Consider the following 21,816-nt stretch of genomic DNA (forward strand, 5'->3'; position numbering starts at 1 on the left):
TGAAAAGGTGGCCGAACCCCCGAGGGGCGGCTGAAACACCAGGGTAACCCACTCCGAGGTCCGGGGAATGCGAGCGGTCGGCTTCTCCCCCGCCGAACCAGAAGAGGGGCCGGAGAATCTCCGACCCCTCTTCCGCAGTGGTTACTTGACGGATCCGCCCGCAGCCACGATCTTCTGCTCGGCGGAACCCGAGACCTTGTCGACCGCGACGGTGAGCTTCACGGCGATGTCGCCGTTGCCGAGAACCTTGACCTTCTCGTTCTTGCGAACCGCACCCTTGGCCACCAGGTCGCTCACGGTGACGTCGCCACCCTGGGGGTAGAGCTCCGCGAGCTTCTCCAGGTTCACGACCTGGTACTCGACGCGGAACGGGTTCTTGAAGCCGCGCAGCTTCGGCGTGCGCATGTGCAGCGGCATCTGGCCACCCTCGAAGCCGACGCGCACGGTGTTGCGGGCCTTGGTGCCCTTCGTGCCGCGACCGGCCGTCTTGCCCTTCGAGCCCTCACCGCGACCGACACGGGTCTTCGCGGTGTTGGCACCCGGGACCGGACGCAGGTGGTGGACCTTCAGCACGCCGGGGCGGGACGCCGGGGCGTCCTTCTTCGGCGCAGCCTTGGCGGAGCCGTCGGCCTTCGCGTCGGCGGCAGCGGCCTTGGCCGGTGCCTTCTTCGCGGCGGGCTTCTTGGCGGCGTCGGCCTTGGGAGCCGCCGCCTTCTTCGTGGCCTTCTCGGCCTCGACGGCCTCGTTCTTCTCAGCCATTAGTCGATCTCCTCAACCTTGACGAGGTGGGCGACGGTCTTGACGTAGCCGCGCGTCTGCGCGTCGTCGGGGCGGACGGTGGTGTCACCGATCCGCTTGAGACCGAGGCTGCGCAGCGTGTCGCGCTGGTTCTGCTTCTCGCTCACCTTGGACTTGATCTGCGTGACCTTGAGTCGCGCGGCCATCAGGCACCTACCTTCTGTGCGGCGATGGCCTCGGCCTCGGCGCGGACGAGCCGGGCCGGGGCGACCTGGTCGAACTCGAGACCACGACGTGCGGCGACGGCGCGGGGCTCCTCGAGCTCCTTCAGGGCGGTGACCGTCGCGTGCACGATGTTGATCGTGTTCGACGAGCCGAGCGACTTGGACAGCACGTCGTGGATGCCGGCGCACTCGAGCACGGCGCGGACCGGACCACCGGCGATGACACCGGTACCGGCGGCGGCGGGGCGCAGGAGCACCACACCGGCGGCCGACTCACCCTGCACGGGGTGCGGGATGGTGCTGCCGACGCGCGGGACGCGGAAGAAGTTGCGCTTGGCCTCTTCGACACCCTTCGAGATCGCCAGGGGGACCTCACGGGCCTTGCCGTAGCCGACGCCCACCAGACCGTTGCCGTCGCCGACGACCACGAGAGCGGTGAAGCTGAAGCGACGACCACCCTTCACGACCTTCGAGACACGGTTGATGGTGACGACGCGCTCCAGGAACTGGTTGTCGCCGCGGTCGCGCGAGTTGCGGTCGCGGCCGCCCTGGTTGCGGTCACGTCCGCCGCGGCGGCCGTCCCGCTGGTCGCGAGTGGGCTCAGCCTGCGTGGTGCCGGCGGCCGTCTCGGAAGTGGCAGCAGCCGCTTCGGTCACTTCGTTCTCCTTGTTGTCACTCACAGTGCCAGACCCCCTTCACGGGCGCCGTCGGCGATGGCGGCGACACGACCCGCGTAGCGGTTGCCGCCACGGTCGAACACTGCCTCGGAAACGCCTGCGGCCTTCGCACGCTCGGCGAGGAGCTCGCCGACCTTGCGAGCCTTGGCGGTCTTGTCGCCATCCAGCGAACGCAGGTCGGTCTCGAGCGTCGAGGCCGAGGCGACCGTGTGGCCCTTGCTGTCGTCGACGAGCTGCACGAAGACGTGACGCGCCGAACGGTTGACGACGAGGCGCGGACGCACCTCGGTGCCCACGATCTTCTTGCGAAGACGGGCGTGACGACGCGCGCGGGCGTCGGACTTCGACTTCACAGCCATGGTTACTTACCAGCCTTTCCGGCCTTGCGACGCACGACCTCGCCGGCGTAGCGCACACCCTTGCCCTTGTACGGCTCGGGCTTGCGGATCTTGCGGATGTTCGCAGCCGCCTCACCGACGGCCTGCTTGTCGATCCCGCTGACGGTGAGCTTGTTCGTGCCCTCGACCGTGAGCGTGATGCCGGCGGGCGGGTCGACCAGGACCGGGTGCGAGAAGCCGAGAGCGAACTCGACCGAGTTGCCCTTCTGCTGCACGCGGTAACCGGTGCCGACGACCTCGAGACCCTTGGTGTAGCCCTGGGTCACGCCGATGATGTTGTTGTTGATGAGCGTGCGGGTCAGGCCGTGAAGCGACCGGGACTCGCGCTCGTCGTCGGGGCGGGTGACGAGAACCTGGTTCTCCTCGACCGACACCTCGATGGGGCTGGCCACCGTGAGGGTGAGCTCACCCTTGGGGCCCTTCACCGCGACCTCACGGCCGTCGACCGAAACGGTCACGCCCGCGGGAACGTCGATGGGAAGTCGTCCAATACGCGACATTTCGGATTACCACACGTAGGCGAGAACTTCTCCGCCCACGCCCTTCTGCTCAGCCTGGCGGTCCGTGAGGAGACCGGAGGAGGTGGACAGGATGGCCACGCCGAGGCCGCCGAGGACCGTGGGGATCTCGGTCGACTTCGCGTACACGCGGAGGCCGGGCTTCGACACGCGCTTGATGCCCGCGATCGAGCGCTCGCGGTTCGGGCCGTACTTCAGCGTCAGCGTGAGGTTCTTGCCCACGCGCGCGTCGGAGGTCTCCCAACCGGCGATGTAGCCCTCCTGCTGGAGGATCTCTGCGATGTGCGTCTTGAGCTTGCTCGACGGCAGCGTCACGGTGTCGTGGTGCGCCGAGTTCGCGTTACGCAGACGGGTCAGCATGTCTGCGACCGGGTCTGTCATTGTCATTGTTGTCTACTTTCGTTCATGAGGTTCCGGCTGCCGTTACACGACAGACGGCCTGCGATGAGCACGCAATCTTCAATTGTACGTGCACATCGACGGGCTCAGTGACACGAGACCACTGAGCCCGTCGAAGGGTCACGCCTGGGCGTCGTCCGCGCGGAACGGGAAGCCGAGGTGACGGAGCAGCGCCCGACCCTCGTCGTCCGTCTTCGCCGAGGTCACGACGGTGATGTCGAAACCACGGACGCGGTCGATCTTGTCCTGATCGATCTCGTGGAACACGCTCTGCTCCTGGAGACCGAAGGTGTAGTTGCCGTTGCCGTCGAACTGCTTGGCCGACAGACCGCGGAAGTCGCGGATGCGGGGCAGCGCGAGCGAGACCAGGCGGTCCACGAACTCCCACGCACGGTCGCCACGGAGGGTGACGTGCGCGCCGATGGCCTGGCCCTCACGCAGCTTGAACTGCGCGATGGACTTGCGGGCCTTGGTGACGATCGGCTTCTGGCCGGTGATCTTGGTGAGGTCGTCGACCGCCCCATCGATCACCTTGCTGTCGCGCGCAGCCTCGCCGACACCGGTGTTCACGACGACCTTGACCAGGCCGGGGATCTGCATGACGTTCTCGTAGCCGAACTCGTCCTGCAGAGCCTTCTTGATCTCGGCGTTGTACTTCGCCTTCAGGCGGGGCTGGATCTTGCCAGCCACCGCAGCGTCGGTCGTTGCCATCAGAGGTCCTTACCGCTCTTCTTCGCGAAGCGCACGCGGACGGTGCGCTTCACGCCGTCCTTGGTCTGCTCCTCGACCCGGTGGCCGACCTTGGTCGGCTTCTTGGTCGAGGGGTCGACGAGTGCGACGTTCGAGATGTGGATGGGCGCCTCGACGGTCTCGAGACCACCCGTCTTCGTGCCACGCTGCGTCTGACCGACGCGCGTGTGCTTGGTGACGTAGTTGACGCCTTCGACGACGACACGGTTCTGCTCGACGAGGACGTCGAGGACCTTGCCCTGCTTGCCGCGGTCGCCACCACGCTCGGGCTTGGCGCCCGAGATGACCTGAACCAGGTCGCCCTTCTTGATCTTCGCCATGATCAGATGACCTCCGGTGCCAGCGAGACGATCTTCATGAACTTCTTGTCGCGAAGCTCACGGCCGACCGGCCCGAAGATACGGGTGCCGCGGGGCTCCCCGTCGTTCTTCAGGATGACGGCGGCGTTCTCGTCGAACTTGATGTAGGAGCCGTCGGGACGACGGGTCTCCTTCTTGGTGCGGACGATGACCGCCTTGACGACGTCGCCCTTCTTGACGTTGCCACCGGGGATCGCGTCCTTGACGGTCGCGACGATGGTGTCGCCCAGACCGGCGTACCGGCGGCGCGAGCCACCGAGGACGCGGATCGTGAGCAGCTCCTTGGCGCCGGTGTTGTCGGCGACCTTGAGACGGGACTCCTGCTGAATCACTTGGCCTTCTCCAGAATCTCCACCAGACGCCAGCGCTTGGTGGCGCTCAGCGGGCGGGTCTCGTTGATCAGGACCAGGTCGCCGATGCCGGCGGAGTTCGCCTCATCGTGCGCCTTGACCTTCGACGTCCGGCGGATGACCTTGCCGTAAAGCGGGTGCTTCACGCGGTCCTCGACCTCGACGACGATCGTCTTGTCCATCTTGTCGCTGACGACATAGCCACGACGGGCCTTGCGGTACCCGCGGGCGTCGGCATCGCGCACGTCGTGAGCGGCGTGCTCAGCCTCGACGGCGGCTTCCTTCTTGGTGGCCATCACTCAGCCTCTTCCTTCGGGGCGTCCTCGGCGGCGTCCGCCTTCTTCGCCTTCGACTTGGTCGCCTTCTTCGCGGGAGCCTCGACCGGAGCGGGCGTCGCACGGATGCCCAGCTCGCGCTCGCGGATCACCGTGTAGAGGCGCGCGATGTCGCGCTTGACGGCGCGGATGCGGCCGTGGCTCTCCAGCTGGCCGGTGGCCGACTGGAAACGGAGGTTGAACAGCTCCTCCTTGGCCTTGCGCAGCTCCTCAACGAGGCGCTGGTCTTCGAACGTGTCGAGCTCTGCCGGAGCGAGCTCCTTGGTGCCGATCGCCATTACGCGTCGCCCTCCTCGCGCTTGATGATGCGTGCCTTGAGCGGCAGCTTGTGGATTGCACGGGTCAGTGCCTCGCGAGCGAGCTGCTCGTCGACACCCGCGACCTCGAAGAGGACGCGGCCCGGCTTGACGTTGGCGACCCACCACTCGGGGGAACCCTTACCGGAACCCATGCGGGTCTCGGCAGGCTTCTTCGTGAGCGGACGGTCCGGGTAGATGTTGATCCACACCTTGCCGCCACGCTTGATGTGACGGGTCATCGCGATACGAGCGGACTCGATCTGACGGTTCGTCACGTACGCGGGGGTGAGGGCCTGGATGCCGAACTCGCCGAAGGAGACCTTCGTGCCGCCGGTGGCCTGACCCGAGCGCCCCGGGTGGTGCTGCTTGCGGTACTTGACCTTACGGGGGATGAGCATTATGCCGAAGCTCCTTCTGCAACAGGTGCCTCGTTGCGCGGGGCACGGCGGCGGTCACCACGGTCGTCACGGCGCGACTTCGGCGCGTTGGCCTGCTCGCGCGCGAGCTCCTTGGCGGTGAGGTCGCCCTTGTAGATCCACACCTTCACGCCGATGCGGCCGAAGGTGGTCTTGGCCTCGTAGAAGCCGTAGTCGATGTTCGCGCGCAGCGTGTGCAGCGGCACACGACCCTCGCGGTAGAACTCCGACCGGCTCATCTCGGCGCCGCCGAGACGGCCCGAGACCTGGATGCGGATGCCCTTGGCGCCGGCGCGCTGCGCGCCCTGCAGACCCTTGCGCATCGCGCGACGGAACGCCACGCGAGCAGAGAGCTGCTCGGCGATGCCCTGGGCGACCAGCTGAGCGTCGGCCTCGGGGTTCTTGACCTCGAGGATGTTCAGCTGGATCTGCTTGCCCGTGAGCTTCTCGAGGTCGCCGCGGATGCGCTCGGCCTCTGCACCACGACGACCGATCACGATGCCCGGGCGGGCGGTGTGGATGTCGACGCGGACGCGGTCACGGGTGCGCTCGATCTCGATGTTCGAGACGCCGGCACGGTCGAGCTGCGTCTGCAGCAGGCGACGGATCTTGATGTCCTCGGCCACGTAGTCGGCGTAACGCTGACCCGGCTTCGTCGAGTCGGAGAACCAGCGCGACACGTGGTCCGTGGTGATGCCGAGGCGGAAGCCGTACGGGTTGACCTTCTGTCCCATTACTTGCTCGCCTTCTTGTTGCTGTCGCCGGCCGCGGCAGGAGCCGCCTCCGGCGTCGAGAGCACGACCGTGATGTGGCTCGTGCGCTTCTTGATCTGGAAAGCGCGACCCTGTGCACGGGGCTGGAAACGCTTGAGCGTCGTGCCCTCGTCCACGTACGCGTTCTTCACGTACAGGTCCTGCTCGTCGAGGTACTCGCCGTCACGATCCGCCTTGACCTGCGCGTTGGCCATGGCCGACGCGACAAGCTTGTAGATCGGCTCACTGGCGGACTGCTGAGCGAACTTCAGGATCGCCAGAGCCTCCTGGGCCTGCTTGCCCTTGATGAGCGCGACGACACGACGAGCCTTCTGAGGGGTCACGCGGATGTGTCGCACGCGTGCGATGGACTCCACCATTTCTCTCTCCTCTATCGCCACCGCGTCAGCGGCGGCGGCCCTTCTTGTCGTCCTTCTCGTGGCCGCGGAAGGTGCGGGTGGGCGCGAACTCGCCCAGCTTGTGACCGACCATGGTCTCGGAGACAAACACGGGGATGTGCTTGCGACCGTCGTGGACCGCGATCGTGTGACCCAGCATGGCCGGGATGATCATGGACCGGCGGGACCAGGTCTTGATGACGTTCTTCGTGCCGGCTTCGTTCTGCACGACCACCTTGCGAAGCAGGTGCTCGTCGACGAAGGGGCCCTTCTTGAGACTGCGAGGCATCTTCTCTTACTCCTACTTGCGCTTCTTGCCGGCGTTGCGACGACGCACGATGTACTTGTCGCTTTCCTTGTTGGCGTGGCGGGTGCGGCCCTCGGCCTGACCCCACGGGGAGACGGGGTGACGTCCACCGGACGTCTTGCCCTCACCACCACCGTGCGGGTGGTCGACCGGGTTCATCGCGACACCGCGGACGGTCGGGCGGACGCCCTTCCAGCGCATGCGGCCGGCCTTGCCCCAGTTGATGTTCGACTGCTCGGCGTTGCCGACCTCGCCGATGGTCGCGCGGCAGCGCGCATCGACGTTGCGGATCTCGCCGGAGGGCAGACGCAGCTGGGCGTAGGGGCCGTCCTTGGCGACGAGGCGGACCGACGCACCGGCCGAGCGCGCCATCTTCGCGCCGCCGCCGGGGCGGAGCTCGATGGCGTGGATGACGGTACCCGTGGGGATGTTCTTCAGCGGGAGGTTGTTTCCCGGCTTGATGTCCGCCGCGGGGCCCGACTCGACGATGTCGCCCTGCTTCAGCTTCGCCGGCGCGAGGATGTAGCGCTTCTCGCCGTCGAAGTAGTGCAGCAGCGCGATGCGCGCGGTGCGGTTGGGGTCGTACTCGATGTGAGCGACCTTGGCGTTCACGCCGTCCTTGTCATTGCGACGGAAGTCGATGACGCGGTACTGGCGCTTGTGGCCACCACCGATGTGACGGGTCGTGATGCGGCCCTGGTTGTTGCGACCACCGGTCTTCGAGATCGGGCGCAGCAGCGACTTCTCCGGCGTCGATCGGGTGATCTCGGCGAAGTCAGCCACCGACGAGCCGCGACGGCCCGGGGTCGTGGGCTTGTACTTGCGAATAGCCATGATTGTCCTTATCCCCCGGATCAGCCGATTGCCGTGAAGATGTCGATGGTGCCCGACTTCAGGCTCACGATGGCGCGCTTGGTGTCCTTGCGCTTACCGGTGCCGAAGCGGGTGCGACGGGCCTTGCCGACGCGGTTGATCGTGTTGACGGACGCGACCTTGACGCCGAAGATCTTCTCGATGGCGAGCTTGATCTCGGTCTTCGAAGCGCGCGGGTCGACGAGGAAGGTGTACTTGCCCTCGTCGATCAGGCCGTAGCTCTTCTCGGACACGACCGGCTTCAGGATGATGTCGCGCGGGTCCTTGTTCAGGGCCGTCTGGAGAACAGATGCCTGCTCGCTCATGCGGAGACCTCCTGGTTGGCGCCGGACTTGGAGGCGATGAAGCCCTCGAGCGCGGCCTGGGTGAAGACGATGTCGTCGGAGACGAGCACGTCGTAGGCGTTGAGCTGGTCGAACGTCAGCACGTGGACGTGGCCGAGGTTGCGGATGCTCTTGAGCGCGAGCTCGTCGCCGCGCTCGATGACCACGAGGACGTTCTTCGACGTGGCGACCTGGGCGAGGAAGCCCGCGGCGGCCTTGGTCGACGGCGCGCCGTCGGTGCCGAACGTGTCGATCGCGTGCAGACGGTCACCGCGGAAGCGGTCGCTGAGCGCGCCCAGCAGGGCGGCCGCGATCATCTTCTTGGGGGTGCGCTGCGAGTAGTCGCGCGGCTTCGGGCCGTGCACGATGCCACCGCCGGTCATGTGCGGCGCGCGGATCGAGCCCTGACGGGCGTTACCCGTGCCCTTCTGCTTGAAGGGCTTGCGGCCGGCGCCCGAGACCTCGCCACGACGCTTGGTCGAGTGCGTGCCCTGGCGAGCCGCCGCGAGCTGCGCGACGACGACCTGGTGGATGAGCGGGATGTTCGTCTTGACGTCGAACAGCGCGGCGGGAAGCTCGACGGAGCCTGCCTTCTTGCCGTCTGCCTTGAGGACGTCGAGCGCGAGAGTGGAGTCAGCCATGATCAGGCACCCTTCACTGCGTTGCGGACGTAGACGATGCGGCCGCGAGCACCGGGGACGGCGCCCTTGACGAGCATGAGTCCCTTCTCGATGTCGATGGCGTGCACCGTGAGGTTGAGGACGGTCACGCGCTCGCCACCCATACGGCCGGCCATGCGCATGCCCTTGAAGACGCGGCTCGGGGTCGACGATGCGCCGATGGAGCCGGGCTTGCGGTGGTTGCGGTGTGCACCGTGCGATGCCGAGACGCCCTTGAAGTTGTGGCGCTTCATGACACCGGCGGTGCCCTTGCCCTTGCTCGTGCCGACGACGTCGACGAGCTGGCCGGCCTCGAACGTGCCGTCCACCGTGAGCTCCTGGCCCAGGGTGTAGTCGGCGGCGTCGGCCGTGCGGACCTCGGTCACGTGACGACGCGGCGTGACGCCGGCAGCCTCGAAGTGAGCCGAGAGGGGCTTGTTCACCTTGCGGGGGTCGATCTGACCGTACGCGATCTGCACGGCGTTGTAGCCGTCCTTCTCGGGGGTACGGATCTGGGTGACCACGTTCGGCGCGAGCTCGATGACGGTGACGGGAACGAGCTTGCCGTTCTCGTTCCAGACCTGGGTCATGCCGAGCTTGGTGCCGAGCATGCCCTTGGAAACCTTGGAGTTGATGTCAACCATGGCGGACCTCAGAGCTTGATCTCGATGTTGACGTCGGCCGGAAGGTCGAGACGCATCAGCGAGTCGACAGCCTTGGGCGTCGGGTCGACGATGTCGATCAGGCGCTTGTGGGTGCGCATCTCGAAGTGCTCGCGGCTGTCCTTGTACTTGTGGGGCGACCGGATGACGCACACGACGTTCTTCTCGGTCGGAAGGGGCACGGGTCCGACGACGGTCGCGCCCGCACGGGTCACGGTGTCGACGATCTTGCGTGCGGACGTGTCGATGACCTCGTGGTCATACGACTTCAGGCGAATGCGGATCTTCTGTCCCGCCATTGTCTGCTCTCTCTCTTTAAGCGTCTTACCGTCCGAGACCGGGTGGCCTTGGGGCATTGGACGCACGTCGGCGCTGTTCGCGCCTCGGCACTCGTCTTCTCGGGCTCTCGACCTCGCGGTCAGGGAGCCTGTCGAAGAGGCTGCACCACTGTTCTGCTGTCAGCCGCACACCCGAAGGTGACGGATGCCCGACGCCCGCCGCGCACGGCAGTGCCCTCGCTGATGAAGGTGTCGGGATTGTGTTCTGCTGCCCGCGGCCTAGAACCCTGCAGCCTCCCGGAGGAGGAGCCGTCTATGCACTGCCCTGGCAGTGATCCGGCGCACGCACAGCGGCGACGGAATATCGAACCTGTCTATTCTGCCACGGCGGATTTCACTTCTGCAAACCCGGGCGTGTCGCGCTCACCGGACTCCCCGTGAACGCCTCCTCCCCTGGTACCTCAGCTCGCGGAGGAGCGCGGGGCGAGGCATCCCCATGCCTCGCCCCGCTTGGGGAGGGCGTCCGGTGCGAGGGGGCACACCGAACGCGAGGAATCCGGCGTGAAGGGACGCCGGACGCCTCGACCGAGGGCGCGGCGGAAGACCCGCCGCGCAGGCGGGGAGACGCTCAGGCGCAAAGAGTGCGCGCGTCGCACGATGATCCCCAAGATCGCTTTCCCCAGTGTGAACGCGGACGAACCCGCGTGATTCGGGAGCCGAACCCCTTCGGCACCCCGACCGCAAGATCCCCAGGCGGTCGAGACGATCCTACTCGATGTCTTCGAGAATCCGCCACATCCGAGGGCGCGATGCGTTCCCTCGACACGGAAGAGCGGCGACCCCTCTCGGGACCGCCGCTCTCCACGGAGATGTCGGGCTCTATTCGTTGCCGACGCTCTTGTCAGCGCTCTCGCGGATCTCGTCGATCTTGTCGGCGGCGCCGGGTGCGATCTTCTTCGCGAAGTCGGCGACGCCGTCGAGCACCTTGTCGCTGATGTCCTCGGCCTGCTCGCTCTTGACCGCTTCCGCCAGCTTGTCCTTGTTCTGCTCGTACAGGTCCTTGCCCTTGTTGACGGCGTCCTCGATACCCATGTGAATCCCCTTCGGAGGTGTGTGCGCCCGGCGATCGCACCGGACACCTCATTGTGCCGGGCGGAACCGGGCGACGGAACCCTCGATCCGGAAAACGACAGAGGGGCCGAGCCCGAAGGCTCGACCCCTCTGCGAGGAAGCGGCTGCTTACTTGATGATCTTCGTCACCGTACCGGCGCCGACCGTACGACCACCCTCACGGATGGCGAAGCCGAGGCCCTCCTCCATGGCGATCGGCTGGATCAGCTCGACCGTCATGTCGGTGGTGTCGCCGGGCATGACCATCTCGGTGCCCTCGGGCAGCGAGATGACGCCGGTGACGTCCGTGGTGCGGAAGTAGAACTGCGGACGGTAGTTCGTGTAGAAGGGGTTGTGGCGGCCACCCTCGTCCTTGGACAGGATGTAGGCCGTGCCCTCGAAGTTGGTGTGCGGCGTGACCGAACCCGGCTTCACGATGACCTGGCCGCGCTCCACGTCCTCGCGCTTGGTGCCGCGGAGGAGCAGACCACAGTTCTCGCCGGCCCATGCCTCGTCGAGCTGCTTGTGGAACATCTCGATACCGGTGACGGTCGTCTTCTGCGTCGGGCGCAGACCCACGATCTCGACCTCGGAGTTGATGGCCAGGGTGCCACGCTCGGCACGACCCGTGACGACGGTGCCACGACCGGTGATCGTGAAGACGTCCTCGACGGGCATGAGGAACGGCTTGTCACGGTCACGCTCCGGGTCCGGAACGCTGTCGTCGACAGCCTGCATGAGCTCGAGGATCGCGTCGACCCACTTCTCGTCGCCCTCGAGGGCCTTGAGAGCGGAGACGCGAACGACGGGAGCGTTGTCGCCGTCGAAGCCCTGGCTCGAGAGCAGCTCGCGAACCTCGAGCTCGACGAGCTCCAGGATCTCCTCGTCGTCGACCGCGTCGGACTTGTTCAGCGCGACGAGCAGGTAGGGGACGCCGACCTGCTTGGCGAGCAGAACGTGCTCGCGCGTCTGCGCCATCGGGCCGTCGGTGGCCGCGACGACGAGGATCGCGCCGTCCATCTGCGCCGCACCCGTGATCATGTTCTTGACGTAGTCGGCGTGGCCGGGGGCGTCAACGTGGGCGTAGTGGCGCTTCGGGGTCTCGTACTCGATGTGCGAGATGTTGATCGTGATACCGCGCTGGCGCTCTTCCGGCGCCGAGTCGATGGAAGCGAAGTCGCGCTGCACGTTCGTGTCGGACGGGTACTTGTCAGCAAGCACCTTCGAGATCGCTGCGGAGAGCGTGGTCTTGCCGTGGTCGACGTGACCGATCGTTCCGATGTTGACGTGCGGCTTGGTCCGCTCGAACTTGGCCTTAGCCACTGGGTCCTCCTCAGGACGTCGTTGTAGAGGTGCCGGGCACTGGTTTGCGACCGGTTCTCTACGGGTTAGGTTCTCAGTTTAGTAGAGAGGGAATGTGAAGTTGTAGGTGACCTGGGAACCCCGGGTGCTTCGACTGGCTCAGCACCCAGGGCTCCCAGAAGAGCGATTACTCGCCCTTGGCCTTCTGGACGATCTCGTCGGCCACCGCGCGCGGGACCTCGGCGTAGCTGTCGAACTCCATGGAGTAGACGGCACGGCCCGAGGTCTTCGAGCGCAGGTCGCCGATGTAGCCGAACATCTCGGACAGCGGCACCGCGGCACGCACGACCTTGACGCCGGCGGCGTCCTCCATCGACTGGATCTGGCCACGACGCGAGTTCAGGTCGCCGATGACGTCGCCCATGTACTCCTCCGGAGTACGGACCTCGACGGCCATCAGCGGCTCGAGCAGCACGGGGTTGGCACGACGCGCGGCCTCCTTGAAGCCCATGGAGCCCGCGATCTTGAACGCCATCTCCGAGGAGTCGACGTCGTGCGCTGCACCGTCGACGATGGTCGCCTTGACGCCCACCATCGGGTAGCCCGCGAGGACACCGACGTTCATGGCGTCCTGGAAACCGGCGTCGATCGAGCCGATGTACTCGCGCGGGATGCGGCCACCGGTGACCGCGTTCACGAACTCGTACGTCTTCTCGCCGTCGAGCTCGAGCGGCTCGATGTTGAACTGGATCTTGGCGAACTGGCCCGATCCACCGGTCTGCTTCTTGTGCGTGTAGTCGTGCTTCTCGACGGCCTTGCGGATCGTCTCGCGGTACGCGACCTGCGGCTTGCCGACGTTCGCCTCGACGCGGAACTCGCGCTTCATGCGGTCGACGAGGATGTCGAGGTGCAGCTCACCCATGCCCTTGATGGTCGTCTGACCGGTCTCCGGGTTGAGCTCCGTGCGGAAGGTCGGGTCCTCCTCAGCGAGCTTCTGGATCGCGAGACCCAGCTTCTCCTGGTCGGCCTTGGTCTTCGGCTCGATGGCGACCTCGATCACCGGCTCCGGGAACGTCATCGACTCGAGGACGACCGGCTGCGCGATGTCGGCGAGGGTGTCACCGGTGGTGGTGTCCTTCAGACCGATGACGGCGTAGATGTTGCCGGCGGTCAGCTTGTCGACCGGGTTCTCCTTGTTGGCGTGCATCTGGAAGATCTTCCCGATGCGCTCCTTCTTGCCCTTGGTCGAGTTGATGACCTGCGCACCCGACTCGAGCTCGCCCGAGTAGACGCGCACGTACGTCAGACGACCGAAGAACGGGTGCACGGCGACCTTGAAGGCCAGGGCCGCGAACGGGTCCTTCGCGTCGGGGTGACGCTCGATGATCTTCTCCTCGTCCTTCGGGTCGTGCGCCTCGATGGCAGGCACGTCCAGCGGGGACGGGAGGTAGTCGACGACGGCGTCCAGCATCGGCTGCACACCGCGGTTCTTGAAGGCGGAGCCGCAGAGGACCGGGTAGATCTCGCTGGCGACGACCATCTTGCGGATGGCGCCCTTGATCTCCGCGACGGTGAGCTCCTCGCCGCCGAAGAACTTCTCGAGAAGCTCCTCGTCGGTCTCGGCGACCGTCTCCAGCAGCTGCTGGCGGTAGTCCTCGGCCTTGTCCTTGAGGTCGGCCGGGATCTCCTGCACCTCGTAGGAGGCGCCCATGGTCACGTCACCCTTGGCGTCGCCGGGCCACACCAGAGCGCGCATCTCGACGAGGTCGATGACGCCGACGAAGTCGTTCTCGGCACCGATCGGGAGCTGCAGCACCAGCGGCTTGGCGCCGAGGCGGTTGATGATCGTGTCGACCGTGAAGTAGAAGTCTGCGCCGAGCTTGTCCATCTTGTTGACGAAGCAGATGCGGGGAACGTTGTACTTGTCGGCCTGACGCCACACGGTCTCGGACTGGGGCTCGACGCCCTCCTTGCCGTCGAACACGGCGACCGCACCGTCGAGGACGCGGAGCGAGCGCTCCACCTCGACCGTGAAGTCCACGTGACCGGGGGTGTCGATGATGTTGATCTGGTTCTTGTTCCAGAAGCAGGTCACGGCGGCAGACGTGATCGTGATGCCGCGCTCCTTCTCCTGCTCCATCCAGTCGGTGGTCGACGCACCGTCGTGCGTCTCGCCGAGCTTGTGGTTGACGCCCGTGTAGAACAGGATGCGCTCGGTCGTCGTGGTCTTGCCGGCATCGATGTGCGCCATGATGCCGATGTTGCGGACCTTGCTCAGGTCCGTGAGCACGTCTTGTGCCACAGGAGTGTCCTTATCTTTTGGAGCAGGTGTACTGCGAAGAGGGGGTGCCCGCCCCTCGGCGAGTGGCCGAAGGGCGGGCGAAGCTGTTTACCAGCGGTAGTGAGCGAACGCGCGGTTCGACTCGGCCATCTTGTGGGTGTCCTCGCGGCGCTTGACCGCGGCACCCAGGCCGTTCGACGCGTCCAGGATCTCGTTCTGGAGACGCTCGGTCATCGTCTTCTCACGACGACCCTTGGCGTAGCTCACGAGCCAGCGCAGCGCGAGGGTGTTCGCGCGGTGCGGCTTGACCTCGACCGGAACCTGGTAGGTCGAGCCACCGACGCGGCGGCTGCGGACCTCGAGCGTGGGGCGCACGTTGTCGAGCGCCTTCTTCAGGGTGGCGACGGCGTCCTGGCCGTTCTTCGCCTCGACGCCGCGGAGGGCGCCGTAGACGATCGACTCGGCCAGCGACTTCTTGCCGTCGACGAGGATCTTGTTCACCAGCGAGGTGACGATCGGAGCGCCGTAGACCGGGTCGTTGACGACGGGGCGCTTGGGGGCGGGACCCTTACGAGGCATCTAACTCAACCCTTCTTCGCGCCGTAGCGGGAACGAGCCTGCTTACGGTTCTTGACGGCCTGGGTGTCCAGAGCGCCACGGACGATCTTGTAACGCACACCGGGGAGGTCCTTCACACGACCGCCGCGGACGAGCACCAGGGAGTGCTCCTGCAGGTTGTGGCCCTCACCGGGGATGTACGCGGTGACCTCGGTCCCGTTGCGGAGCTTCACACGAGCGACCTTGCGCATCGCCGAGTTCGGCTTCTTCGGGGTGGTGGTGTAGACGCGGGTGCAGACCCCGGCCTGCTGCGGGTTCGCCTTGAGCGCGGGCGCCTTGGTCTTGGTGACCTTGGGCGAGCGACCCTTGCGAACCAACTGCTGAATGGTTGGCACGTTCTCTCCTCATAGTGCTGCACGGTGACAGCGTGATGGGTTTCACATCATGACCCACCGGCACGCCGGAACCGACGAGCTTTTGGTGTGGTGGGTATGCCGTGGGGGCGGACCGGCGAGGTGCCGACGCCCAGCGCGCACGTCAGGACGTGCACACACCTGATCAAGTGTAATGCCGCGTAACCTGACGGTCAAATGACGGTCGCACTCCCCCGCGCCGCCCGAAGTCAGGGGATGTCGGGGTCGAACGGCGAGTCCAGCGACTCCGTGAGCTCGGCGAGAAGCGCCTCGATCTGCGGCTCGACATGTCGCGACACCGCCGCCTGGATGGTGATCCGGTGTCGGAGCAGGATCCCGCAGATCTCGCGCCCGACGAGGTTCGCGTACTCATCCGCCAAGGCGACTTCCTGCCGCAGCGCGGTCTTCGCCTCGTCCGACAGCGGGGGCAGCGGCGGCAACTCGGCGGCGGAGTCGTCAGCGAGACCGGCGATCGTGAAGAGGAAGGGGGCGCCGGGTACGGGCTCCGGATCCAGGGGCAGGCCCTCGAACTCGGGGTCGAGGTCCTCCGTCGGTCGGTAGCTGCGGGCGCGGTTGCGCGCGGCCTGCTGATCGAGCTCGCGCTGCAGGGTCGGGAGGTTCCGCGCGGTGTACTCCGCGACCGCGTGGTCGACGATCGTCTTGATGCGCGTCGACAGCCCATGCTGGACGCCGTGCGGCGTGGTGCCCGCGATGCCTGCGGCGGCGAGGACGGGCGAGCCGAGACAGCGTCGGCACGGCGCAGTCCTTCCGCGGTGGGTCGCCGGCTCCCAGCGCGGCACCCAGCGCAACCAGGCCTCGACGGCCTGGTCGACCTGCGTCTCCAACGAGCGCTCCACCCCACCAGCGTACGGCGCGTCGCCGCTCACGGCGCGGATTTGCGGGGTGTCACTCCCCCTCGTCGCGCTCCCACGGCCATCTCGGCCGTGCAGACCTCGTTCGGCGGAGGGCTATCCCGCCCCAGGCGGCCACCGCTGCGGCGGCGAGGAGCACGAGGCTCGCGCCGCCGCGGACGAGATCTCCGGCGACGGCCGTGGCCACGACCACATCGCTCGTCGCGACGAGCACGGCGATCCAGACGGTGACCACGTGCACGAGGGCCGTGAGCAGCGCGATCACGGGAGCGGAGCCGAAGGAGGCGTGTCCCCGCCGCACCGTCGCCCACAGCGAGAGGGCGAACACGATGACGGCCATGACCATGCCGGACACTCCAGGGATCTGCCCCAGGCCCGGGACGTCGATGATGTCGCGGTCGGTGGCGACGCTCAGGGCGCCGAGACCGAAGACGGCGAGGGCGAAGAAGGCGATGGTCGCCATCACCGCCGCCAGGACAGCCGAAACCCCCGCGGACTCGGGCCCGCGGGGGTTCGGCGTGGTGGTGTTCGTGATTACCTCGACAGGGTGGGACCGGCCTCGAGGGTGCGCTCGTACTCGCGCTGCGCCTCCTCGTTCAGCTCGGTCTTGCGGGCACCGCTGCGGGCCACCCAGGCACCGAACCAGATGGTGAGCTCGCGAGCGAAGACGAAGGCCGCGATGGCCAGCGGGGCGAGCAGCTGCTCGCCCGCGAGTTCGAGACCCTGCGACGCGGTGAGCTTCCAGAAGGGCGCCTCGAAGAGCTGGCCCAGGATGTGTCCGGCGTAGGCGATCAGCCCGACCACGATGCCGAACACCACCCACAGGCCCCAGCGGCCGCGGTTGATGATGGCTCCCAGGAGCCAGAAGCCGAGGAAGAACACGACCACCGGGGTCCAGAACCCCCACGTGAGGAGCGGGGCGACGAGCGCCTCGCCGATGTTCTCCCCGTTCACGTCGCCTGCCAGGGCGCCGAGGCCGAGCGTGGTGGCGAGGTAGAGCAGCGCGAAGGCGACGGTGGCGAGCAGACCGATGGCCCCGGCGGTGCCGCGGTTGCCGCGCTCGCGCGGCGGCTCCGGTGCCTGCACGAAGATCGGCTGCGGCTGCTGCGGTGCGGCGGCCGCGCCGTTCGTGAGCGGTTCGGACGGCACGATCCGGGTGTCGGTGTCGTCGGCGTGCGATGCGTAGGCCGCGCCGGCCATGGCCGACTCCTCGTGCGCGTGACTGCTCGGCGTGGAGTACAGCGAGGTCTCCGGCGTCGCGTACAGCGAGGTCTCGGGGGTCGCATCGCGGCGGTCGGCGTCGCGGAGGTCCGCGTCACGGCGGTCGGCGTCGAAGCGGTCGCCGTCGGTGCGCGAGGGCGTCGGGGCGGCGGAGCTGAAGGTGCCGGGGTGGTCTCGCTCGGCGGCCTCGAAGGCGGCGAGATCGGGGTCGACGGCGGGCTCCTGCCGCGTCGCGGACTGGTCGGCCGCAGGCTCGGAGGAGGCCGCGGTGGCCTCTGCGGCGCGGGAATCATCCGCACGGGCGTCGTCGGCGTGGCCGGGGACATCTCCGCGGGCCACCGCCGCGGCGTCGAGACCGGCGTTCGCGCTGCCGACGACGTCGTCGACGTCGTTCGACTTCTCGGGCTGACGAGCCTCGGGATCACTCATGGGGTGCGCCTCTCATCGGGGATGTGCAGTGTGAGATTACCGCCGCGGCTCCCGACGCTTCCTTAGGCGTGCCGACGTGTCGCCATACGCGTGCTTCCGCGGGTCCACGCCGTTCACGGGAAGGTGTTGCGAAGCGCATCCCCGGCGAACTGCGCGAGGATCGGCACCATCGGCAGCGAGAGCCAGACGAGCCCGGCGACGATGCCCGCGCACACGATCCCGGCGAACCAGCTCATCCCGAGGTTCCGACCACCCACCCGTGCCATGGTCCCACCGTAGGCCCGAGCCCCCGCGCAGGCCGTGAGCAACGCCGCGACGCGGCGGCCTCGGTCAGCGGACGCCGCGACCGCGCATCCGCCACAGCAGCCAGAGCCCGGAAGCCGGGACCAGCAGGAACCCCAGCAGCAGGAGCAGGTGCCACTCCCCGAAAGAGGGCACGAGCGGGTTCACCACCTCCGGCATCGTCTCGCCGCCGGTCGAGCTGCCGGACGCCGATCCGGTGGAGAAGCCGGTCATGGTCGAGGTGATCAGGAAGGACAGACCGGTGGCGACGAAGGGCACCAGGATCGCGACGGCCTTCTCCCAGGTCCGCCACATCGCGCTCAGGCTCACGAGCACCGCTCCCACGAACCAGCCGACGATCGGCACCACGATCCCGCCGAAGCTCAGCGTGAGCGCGGCCGCGATCGCGAAGCCCCGCGTCGCGGTCGTCGGCGTTCGCGGTGCCGACGGAGCGGGAGTGGGCGCAGGGAACACGACGGGCGGTGCCGTCGGCACCTCGTCCTCCGCCTCACGCGCGATCCCCCGCGGGTCTCCGAGGCGGTCGATCCGCTCCGCGGTTGCGACCGCGTCGAGCCCGTCGAGCTCCTCTGCGATCCCGCCGCGGATCTCGGACGCGACGCCGTGCGGAAGTCCGCCCATCGCCGCGTCCAGCCGGGCCAGGTAGTCGTCACGCAGCTCGGCTGCGGTCTTCTCGGTCATGGTCATCCTTCCCCCACCATGCCCGTGACGGCACGGGCGAACGGCGCCCACTGCGCCCGGAAGCGCGCGAGCTGATCGATACCGGCATCCGTGAGCCGGTAGTACTTGCGCACCGGACCGCTCTCCGACGGCCGGTCGAACGTCGTCACCCAGCCGTTGTCGCGCAACCGCCCGAGGAGCGGATACAGCGTGCCGATACTGGCGATCAGCCCGGCGCCGGTGAGTGCATCCGACAGCTGCCAGCCGTACATGGGCTCGCGCGAGAGCAGGCCGAGTACGCAGTACTCGACCACCCCCTTGCGCATCTGCGCACCGACGTCCGCTGTCATGCCTCACAAGGTAGCATGTGACGCAGGATAGCGGGGAGCGGTTCTTCGATCAGCCCTTGGTCGCTCCGGCGGTCAGACCGCCGACGATGTACTTCTGCAGGAAGAGGAACAGCACCATGACCGGGATCGCGGCCATGACCGCGCCGGCGGAGAAGGCCGACCAGTCGGCGTAGCGGGGGTTCGCCACGAGCTTGGTCAGACCGACGACGAGGGTCTGCTGGTCCACGTCGACGAGCATGACGCTGGCGATCACGTATTCGTTCACCGTGCCGATGAAGGAGAGCAGGCCGACGACCGCGAGGATCGGGGCGACCAGGCGCAGGATGATCGTGAAGAAGATCCGCGCGTGCCCGGCGCCGTCGATGCGGGCGGCCTCGTCGATCTCCTTCGGGATCGTGTTGAAGAAGCCGTACATGAGGTAGGTGTTCACGCCGAGCGCGCCACCGAGATAGACGAGGATCAGCCCGGTGTGCGTGTTGAGCCCGATCGCCGGGAACCAGTCCCCCAGCGTCGACATCAGCAGGAAGATCGCGACGACCGCGAGGAGCTGCGGGAACATCTGCACCACGACGATGGTGACGAGCCCCACGCGGCGGCCCGCGAACCGCATGCGGGAGAAGGCATATGCCGCGCAGGCTCCGATGAAGACGGTGACCGCGCCCGTCACGACCGCGATGAGCAGGGTGTTCAGGAACCACGTCCCGTACGGATTCTGCGGGTCGCTGAGGATGCGCACGTAGCTGTCGATCCCGATGGCCGAGAAGAGCTGGTTCGACCCGGTGAGCGTGCCGTTCGGATTGAGGGAAGCCGACACGACGTACAGGAGCGGGAAGAGGGCGAAGGCGCTCACCACGATGGCGACGAGGTGACGCCATCCGGTGTCGGCGAACCAGGCGCCGAACGAACGACGCGGCGGAGCGGTGCGCGGGGCGGTGGCGGTGCTTGGGACGGTGCTCATGTCAGTTCAGCTCCTCGAGGGCCTTGGTCTTGCGGAAGCTGATGATCGAGATCGTCGCGACCACGACGAAGATCAGGATCGTGAAGGCGGAGGCGAGCCCGTAGTCGCGGGTCTGTCCGGTGAAGGCCACCTTGTAGACCATCGAGATGAGGATGTCGGTGTGGCCGACGGGGATCGACACATCGCTGAAGCGCGGGCCGCCCTTGGTGAGCATGTAGATCAGGTTGAAGTTGTTGAAGTTGAACGCGAACGACGAGATCAGCAGCGGTGCCACGGTCACCAGCAGCAGCGGCAGCTTGATCCGGCGGAAGATCTGCCACGCGTTCGCGCCGTCCATGACGGCGGCCTCGTTCACGTCGTCCGGGATGCCCTGCAGCGCGCCCATGCAGACGAGGAACATGTACGGGAAGCCGAGCCAGAGGTTCACCAGCAGCACGGACACCTTCGCCAGCACCGGATCGGTGAGCCACGGGATGGCCGCGCCACCGAACAGCACCTGGTTGATGAACCCGAAGCTCTCGTTCATCATCCCGGCCCAGACGAGCGCGGAGAGGAACGCCGGGAAGGCGTACGGGAGGATGAGGATGATCCGGTAGCCGTTGCGGAAGCGCATCCGCGTGTTGTTGAAGACGAGCGCGAGCAGCAGGCCGAGGAAGAAGGTCGTCGCGACGGACACCAGCGCGAACACGAAGGTCCAGACGGTGACGGAGATGAGCGGGCCGCGGATGGACTCGTCGGTCACCGCGCGGACGAAGTTGTCGAAGCCGACCGTGGTCTGCCAGCCGGGCAGCAGCTGCTCGCCGTCCTCCGCGGTGAACGCACCGTCACCGGTGTCGCTGTAGACGGTGCCGGTCGCGGTGTCCGTGATCGTGTCGGCAGCGGCGTCGTAGGTCAGCGTCGAGACGTAGAGGTAGCCGTTCTGCCCATCGGGCGCACGGAGGCTGCCATCGTTGGGGTCGTCGCTGAACGGGACCGAGAGCTGCTCCAGCTCCTCCGACAGGGTGAAGACGGTGGCGAGCGGAAGCGTGGTCCACCCGTCCACGGCGACGGCCTTGCCGCCTTCGAACTCCGCGTCGACCGCGGCGAGAGGCTGCTCCGCCGTGCCGAGGAGCGCATCGCCATCCTCCGGATCCGTGACGAGGAGGCCGTAGGTGCCGAACTGCTCGACCACCGTGACGGGGTACGTCGGAGAGTCCTCCACGCGCTCCTGCGCGGAGGCGAGCAGCGACGAGATCGCCTGCTCCTTGCTCCCGTTGTGGCCGGTGCCGTAGTTCGTGAAGCCGATGTAGCCCGTGTAGAGGAGCGTGAAGACCTGGAACAGGACCAGGAAGATGATGCCGGGGGTGAGGTACTTCGCCGCGATGCGCTTGCGGGAGAAGTAGATGTAGTTGACGACGACCGTCACCGCGACGACGAGGCCGAGGACCAGCCACTCGTGCTGCACGAGCAGCACGAACACGGCGTAGACGGCGATCGCGTCCACGATCGCCAGCAACAGGATCTTGAGCAGCATCCACCCGATCGGTCGGGAGGCCGCCTCGGCGATCTTCGCGGCCTGGCGCTGCCGAGGCGTGGGAGGCGCGGTGCGCTCTTCGGTGTCTGTCATGTCGTCCTCGTCATGGTCCTGCCGGGGCGTGCTGGTCGGCC

The 21,816-nt window shown here is 67.1% G+C and carries 33 protein-coding genes; all 33 read right to left on the minus strand.

All coding sequences use genetic code 11. From position 1 onward, the window contains the following. Window positions 1-141: 141 nt before the first annotated feature. Window positions 142-759 carry a 50S ribosomal protein L15 gene (gene rplO, locus WFJ36_RS12785; RefSeq protein ID WP_336643416.1) on the minus strand — a complete coding sequence of 206 codons (618 nt, stop codon included), beginning with the start codon at window positions 757-759 and terminating at the stop codon, window positions 142-144. Beyond that, the gene (gene rpmD / locus WFJ36_RS12790) at window positions 759-944 is read right to left on the minus strand and encodes a 50S ribosomal protein L30 (protein ID WP_017201575.1); all 186 of its coding nucleotides are present in this window, start codon (window positions 942-944) and stop codon (window positions 759-761) included. The genes rplO and rpmD overlap by 1 nt, the downstream gene beginning before the upstream one ends. Continuing rightward, window positions 944-1,618 (minus strand): 30S ribosomal protein S5, encoded by a 675-nt coding sequence (rpsE, locus tag WFJ36_RS12795; RefSeq protein WP_200838869.1) that lies wholly within the window; start codon window positions 1,616-1,618, stop codon window positions 944-946. Before rpsE ends, rpmD begins: the two co-directional genes overlap by 1 nt. Window positions 1,619-1,638: 20 nt before the next feature. Continuing rightward, window positions 1,639-1,998 (minus strand): 50S ribosomal protein L18, encoded by a 360-nt coding sequence (gene rplR, locus WFJ36_RS12800; protein WP_025102394.1) that lies wholly within the window; start codon window positions 1,996-1,998, stop codon window positions 1,639-1,641. A 2-nt stretch (window positions 1,999-2,000) separates the two neighbouring features. Beyond that, on the minus strand, window positions 2,001-2,537 hold the full coding sequence (rplF, locus tag WFJ36_RS12805; protein WP_025102395.1) for a 50S ribosomal protein L6: 537 nt from the start codon (window positions 2,535-2,537) through the stop codon (window positions 2,001-2,003). A 6-nt stretch (window positions 2,538-2,543) separates the two neighbouring features. Further along, a complete protein-coding gene (rpsH, locus tag WFJ36_RS12810) occupies window positions 2,544-2,942 on the minus strand; it encodes a 30S ribosomal protein S8 (protein WP_025102396.1) in 399 nt (132 codons plus the stop codon). A 132-nt stretch (window positions 2,943-3,074) separates the two neighbouring features. Then, window positions 3,075-3,665: a 50S ribosomal protein L5 gene (rplE, locus tag WFJ36_RS12815; protein ID WP_025102397.1), complete on the minus strand. Its 591-nt coding sequence runs from the start codon at window positions 3,663-3,665 to the stop codon at window positions 3,075-3,077. Beyond that, on the minus strand, window positions 3,665-4,024 hold the full coding sequence (gene rplX / locus WFJ36_RS12820; protein ID WP_025102398.1) for a 50S ribosomal protein L24: 360 nt from the start codon (window positions 4,022-4,024) through the stop codon (window positions 3,665-3,667). Before rplX ends, rplE begins: the two co-directional genes overlap by 1 nt. 2 nt (window positions 4,025-4,026) lie before the next feature. Continuing rightward, the gene (gene rplN, locus WFJ36_RS12825) at window positions 4,027-4,395 is read right to left on the minus strand and encodes a 50S ribosomal protein L14 (RefSeq protein ID WP_025102399.1); all 369 of its coding nucleotides are present in this window, start codon (window positions 4,393-4,395) and stop codon (window positions 4,027-4,029) included. Next, a complete protein-coding gene (rpsQ, locus tag WFJ36_RS12830; protein ID WP_025102400.1) occupies window positions 4,392-4,709 on the minus strand; it encodes a 30S ribosomal protein S17 in 318 nt (105 codons plus the stop codon). Before rpsQ ends, rplN begins: the two co-directional genes overlap by 4 nt. After that, complete coding sequence (rpmC, locus tag WFJ36_RS12835) at window positions 4,709-5,026, minus strand: 50S ribosomal protein L29 (protein ID WP_025102401.1); 318 nt, start codon at window positions 5,024-5,026, stop codon at window positions 4,709-4,711. The genes rpsQ and rpmC overlap by 1 nt, the downstream gene beginning before the upstream one ends. Continuing rightward, on the minus strand, window positions 5,026-5,445 hold the full coding sequence (gene rplP / locus WFJ36_RS12840) for a 50S ribosomal protein L16 (RefSeq protein WP_025102402.1): 420 nt from the start codon (window positions 5,443-5,445) through the stop codon (window positions 5,026-5,028). Before rplP ends, rpmC begins: the two co-directional genes overlap by 1 nt. Continuing rightward, window positions 5,445-6,197, minus strand: a complete 753-nt coding sequence (gene rpsC / locus WFJ36_RS12845; RefSeq protein WP_025102403.1) for a 30S ribosomal protein S3 — start codon at window positions 6,195-6,197, stop codon at window positions 5,445-5,447. Before rpsC ends, rplP begins: the two co-directional genes overlap by 1 nt. Then, window positions 6,197-6,595: a 50S ribosomal protein L22 gene (gene rplV / locus WFJ36_RS12850; RefSeq protein ID WP_025102404.1), complete on the minus strand. Its 399-nt coding sequence runs from the start codon at window positions 6,593-6,595 to the stop codon at window positions 6,197-6,199. The genes rpsC and rplV overlap by 1 nt, the downstream gene beginning before the upstream one ends. Window positions 6,596-6,620: 25 nt before the next feature. Continuing rightward, entirely contained in the window at window positions 6,621-6,902 is a 282-nt protein-coding gene (rpsS, locus tag WFJ36_RS12855; RefSeq protein WP_017201589.1) for a 30S ribosomal protein S19, read from the minus strand. Between the two features lie 12 nt (window positions 6,903-6,914). Further along, window positions 6,915-7,754 (minus strand): 50S ribosomal protein L2, encoded by an 840-nt coding sequence (rplB, locus tag WFJ36_RS12860; RefSeq protein WP_025102405.1) that lies wholly within the window; start codon window positions 7,752-7,754, stop codon window positions 6,915-6,917. Between the two features lie 20 nt (window positions 7,755-7,774). Continuing rightward, window positions 7,775-8,098, minus strand: coding sequence for a 50S ribosomal protein L23 (gene rplW, locus WFJ36_RS12865; protein ID WP_025102406.1), 324 nt, complete (start codon window positions 8,096-8,098; stop codon window positions 7,775-7,777). After that, complete coding sequence (rplD, locus tag WFJ36_RS12870) at window positions 8,095-8,757, minus strand: 50S ribosomal protein L4 (RefSeq protein ID WP_025102407.1); 663 nt, start codon at window positions 8,755-8,757, stop codon at window positions 8,095-8,097. Before rplD ends, rplW begins: the two co-directional genes overlap by 4 nt. A gap of 2 nt (window positions 8,758-8,759) precedes the next feature. After that, on the minus strand, window positions 8,760-9,419 hold the full coding sequence (gene rplC, locus WFJ36_RS12875; RefSeq protein ID WP_025102408.1) for a 50S ribosomal protein L3: 660 nt from the start codon (window positions 9,417-9,419) through the stop codon (window positions 8,760-8,762). An 8-nt stretch (window positions 9,420-9,427) separates the two neighbouring features. Beyond that, on the minus strand, window positions 9,428-9,736 hold the full coding sequence (gene rpsJ / locus WFJ36_RS12880; RefSeq protein WP_017201594.1) for a 30S ribosomal protein S10: 309 nt from the start codon (window positions 9,734-9,736) through the stop codon (window positions 9,428-9,430). Between the two features lie 858 nt (window positions 9,737-10,594). After that, window positions 10,595-10,807, minus strand: coding sequence for a hypothetical protein (locus WFJ36_RS12885; RefSeq protein WP_071328953.1), 213 nt, complete (start codon window positions 10,805-10,807; stop codon window positions 10,595-10,597). A gap of 147 nt (window positions 10,808-10,954) precedes the next feature. Further along, window positions 10,955-12,148, minus strand: a complete 1,194-nt coding sequence (tuf, locus tag WFJ36_RS12890; protein ID WP_025102410.1) for an elongation factor Tu — start codon at window positions 12,146-12,148, stop codon at window positions 10,955-10,957. A 166-nt stretch (window positions 12,149-12,314) separates the two neighbouring features. Further along, window positions 12,315-14,429, minus strand: coding sequence for an elongation factor G (gene fusA / locus WFJ36_RS12895; RefSeq protein WP_025102411.1), 2,115 nt, complete (start codon window positions 14,427-14,429; stop codon window positions 12,315-12,317). A gap of 87 nt (window positions 14,430-14,516) precedes the next feature. Then, window positions 14,517-14,987 carry a 30S ribosomal protein S7 gene (gene rpsG, locus WFJ36_RS12900; protein ID WP_017201608.1) on the minus strand — a complete coding sequence of 157 codons (471 nt, stop codon included), beginning with the start codon at window positions 14,985-14,987 and terminating at the stop codon, window positions 14,517-14,519. A gap of 5 nt (window positions 14,988-14,992) precedes the next feature. Continuing rightward, the gene (gene rpsL, locus WFJ36_RS12905; protein ID WP_018187369.1) at window positions 14,993-15,361 is read right to left on the minus strand and encodes a 30S ribosomal protein S12; all 369 of its coding nucleotides are present in this window, start codon (window positions 15,359-15,361) and stop codon (window positions 14,993-14,995) included. A 227-nt stretch (window positions 15,362-15,588) separates the two neighbouring features. After that, window positions 15,589-16,236 carry a spermidine/putrescine ABC transporter substrate-binding protein gene (locus WFJ36_RS12910; protein WP_336643417.1) on the minus strand — a complete coding sequence of 216 codons (648 nt, stop codon included), beginning with the start codon at window positions 16,234-16,236 and terminating at the stop codon, window positions 15,589-15,591. 49 nt (window positions 16,237-16,285) lie between these two features. Beyond that, window positions 16,286-16,714 (minus strand): hypothetical protein, encoded by a 429-nt coding sequence (locus WFJ36_RS12915; RefSeq protein ID WP_256209433.1) that lies wholly within the window; start codon window positions 16,712-16,714, stop codon window positions 16,286-16,288. Window positions 16,715-16,785: 71 nt separating this feature from the next. Beyond that, the gene (locus WFJ36_RS12920) at window positions 16,786-17,901 is read right to left on the minus strand and encodes an ABC transporter (RefSeq protein ID WP_071328954.1); all 1,116 of its coding nucleotides are present in this window, start codon (window positions 17,899-17,901) and stop codon (window positions 16,786-16,788) included. Between the two features lie 113 nt (window positions 17,902-18,014). Beyond that, entirely contained in the window at window positions 18,015-18,167 is a 153-nt protein-coding gene (locus WFJ36_RS12925) for a hypothetical protein (protein ID WP_177173821.1), read from the minus strand. A gap of 64 nt (window positions 18,168-18,231) precedes the next feature. Beyond that, complete coding sequence (locus tag WFJ36_RS12930; RefSeq protein ID WP_071328955.1) at window positions 18,232-18,882, minus strand: HAAS signaling domain-containing protein; 651 nt, start codon at window positions 18,880-18,882, stop codon at window positions 18,232-18,234. A gap of 2 nt (window positions 18,883-18,884) precedes the next feature. After that, on the minus strand, window positions 18,885-19,211 hold the full coding sequence (locus WFJ36_RS12935) for a PadR family transcriptional regulator (protein WP_025102416.1): 327 nt from the start codon (window positions 19,209-19,211) through the stop codon (window positions 18,885-18,887). A gap of 49 nt (window positions 19,212-19,260) precedes the next feature. Next, complete coding sequence (locus WFJ36_RS12940; RefSeq protein ID WP_292786064.1) at window positions 19,261-20,169, minus strand: sugar ABC transporter permease; 909 nt, start codon at window positions 20,167-20,169, stop codon at window positions 19,261-19,263. Window position 20,170: 1 nt separating this feature from the next. Then, window positions 20,171-21,775 carry a maltose ABC transporter permease MalF gene (malF, locus tag WFJ36_RS12945; RefSeq protein ID WP_071328957.1) on the minus strand — a complete coding sequence of 535 codons (1,605 nt, stop codon included), beginning with the start codon at window positions 21,773-21,775 and terminating at the stop codon, window positions 20,171-20,173. Between the last annotated feature and the right edge of the window lie 41 nt (window positions 21,776-21,816).

This window comes from Microbacterium sp. MMO-113, assembly GCF_037148555.1.
Lineage (GTDB): Bacteria > Actinomycetota > Actinomycetes > Actinomycetales > Microbacteriaceae > Microbacterium.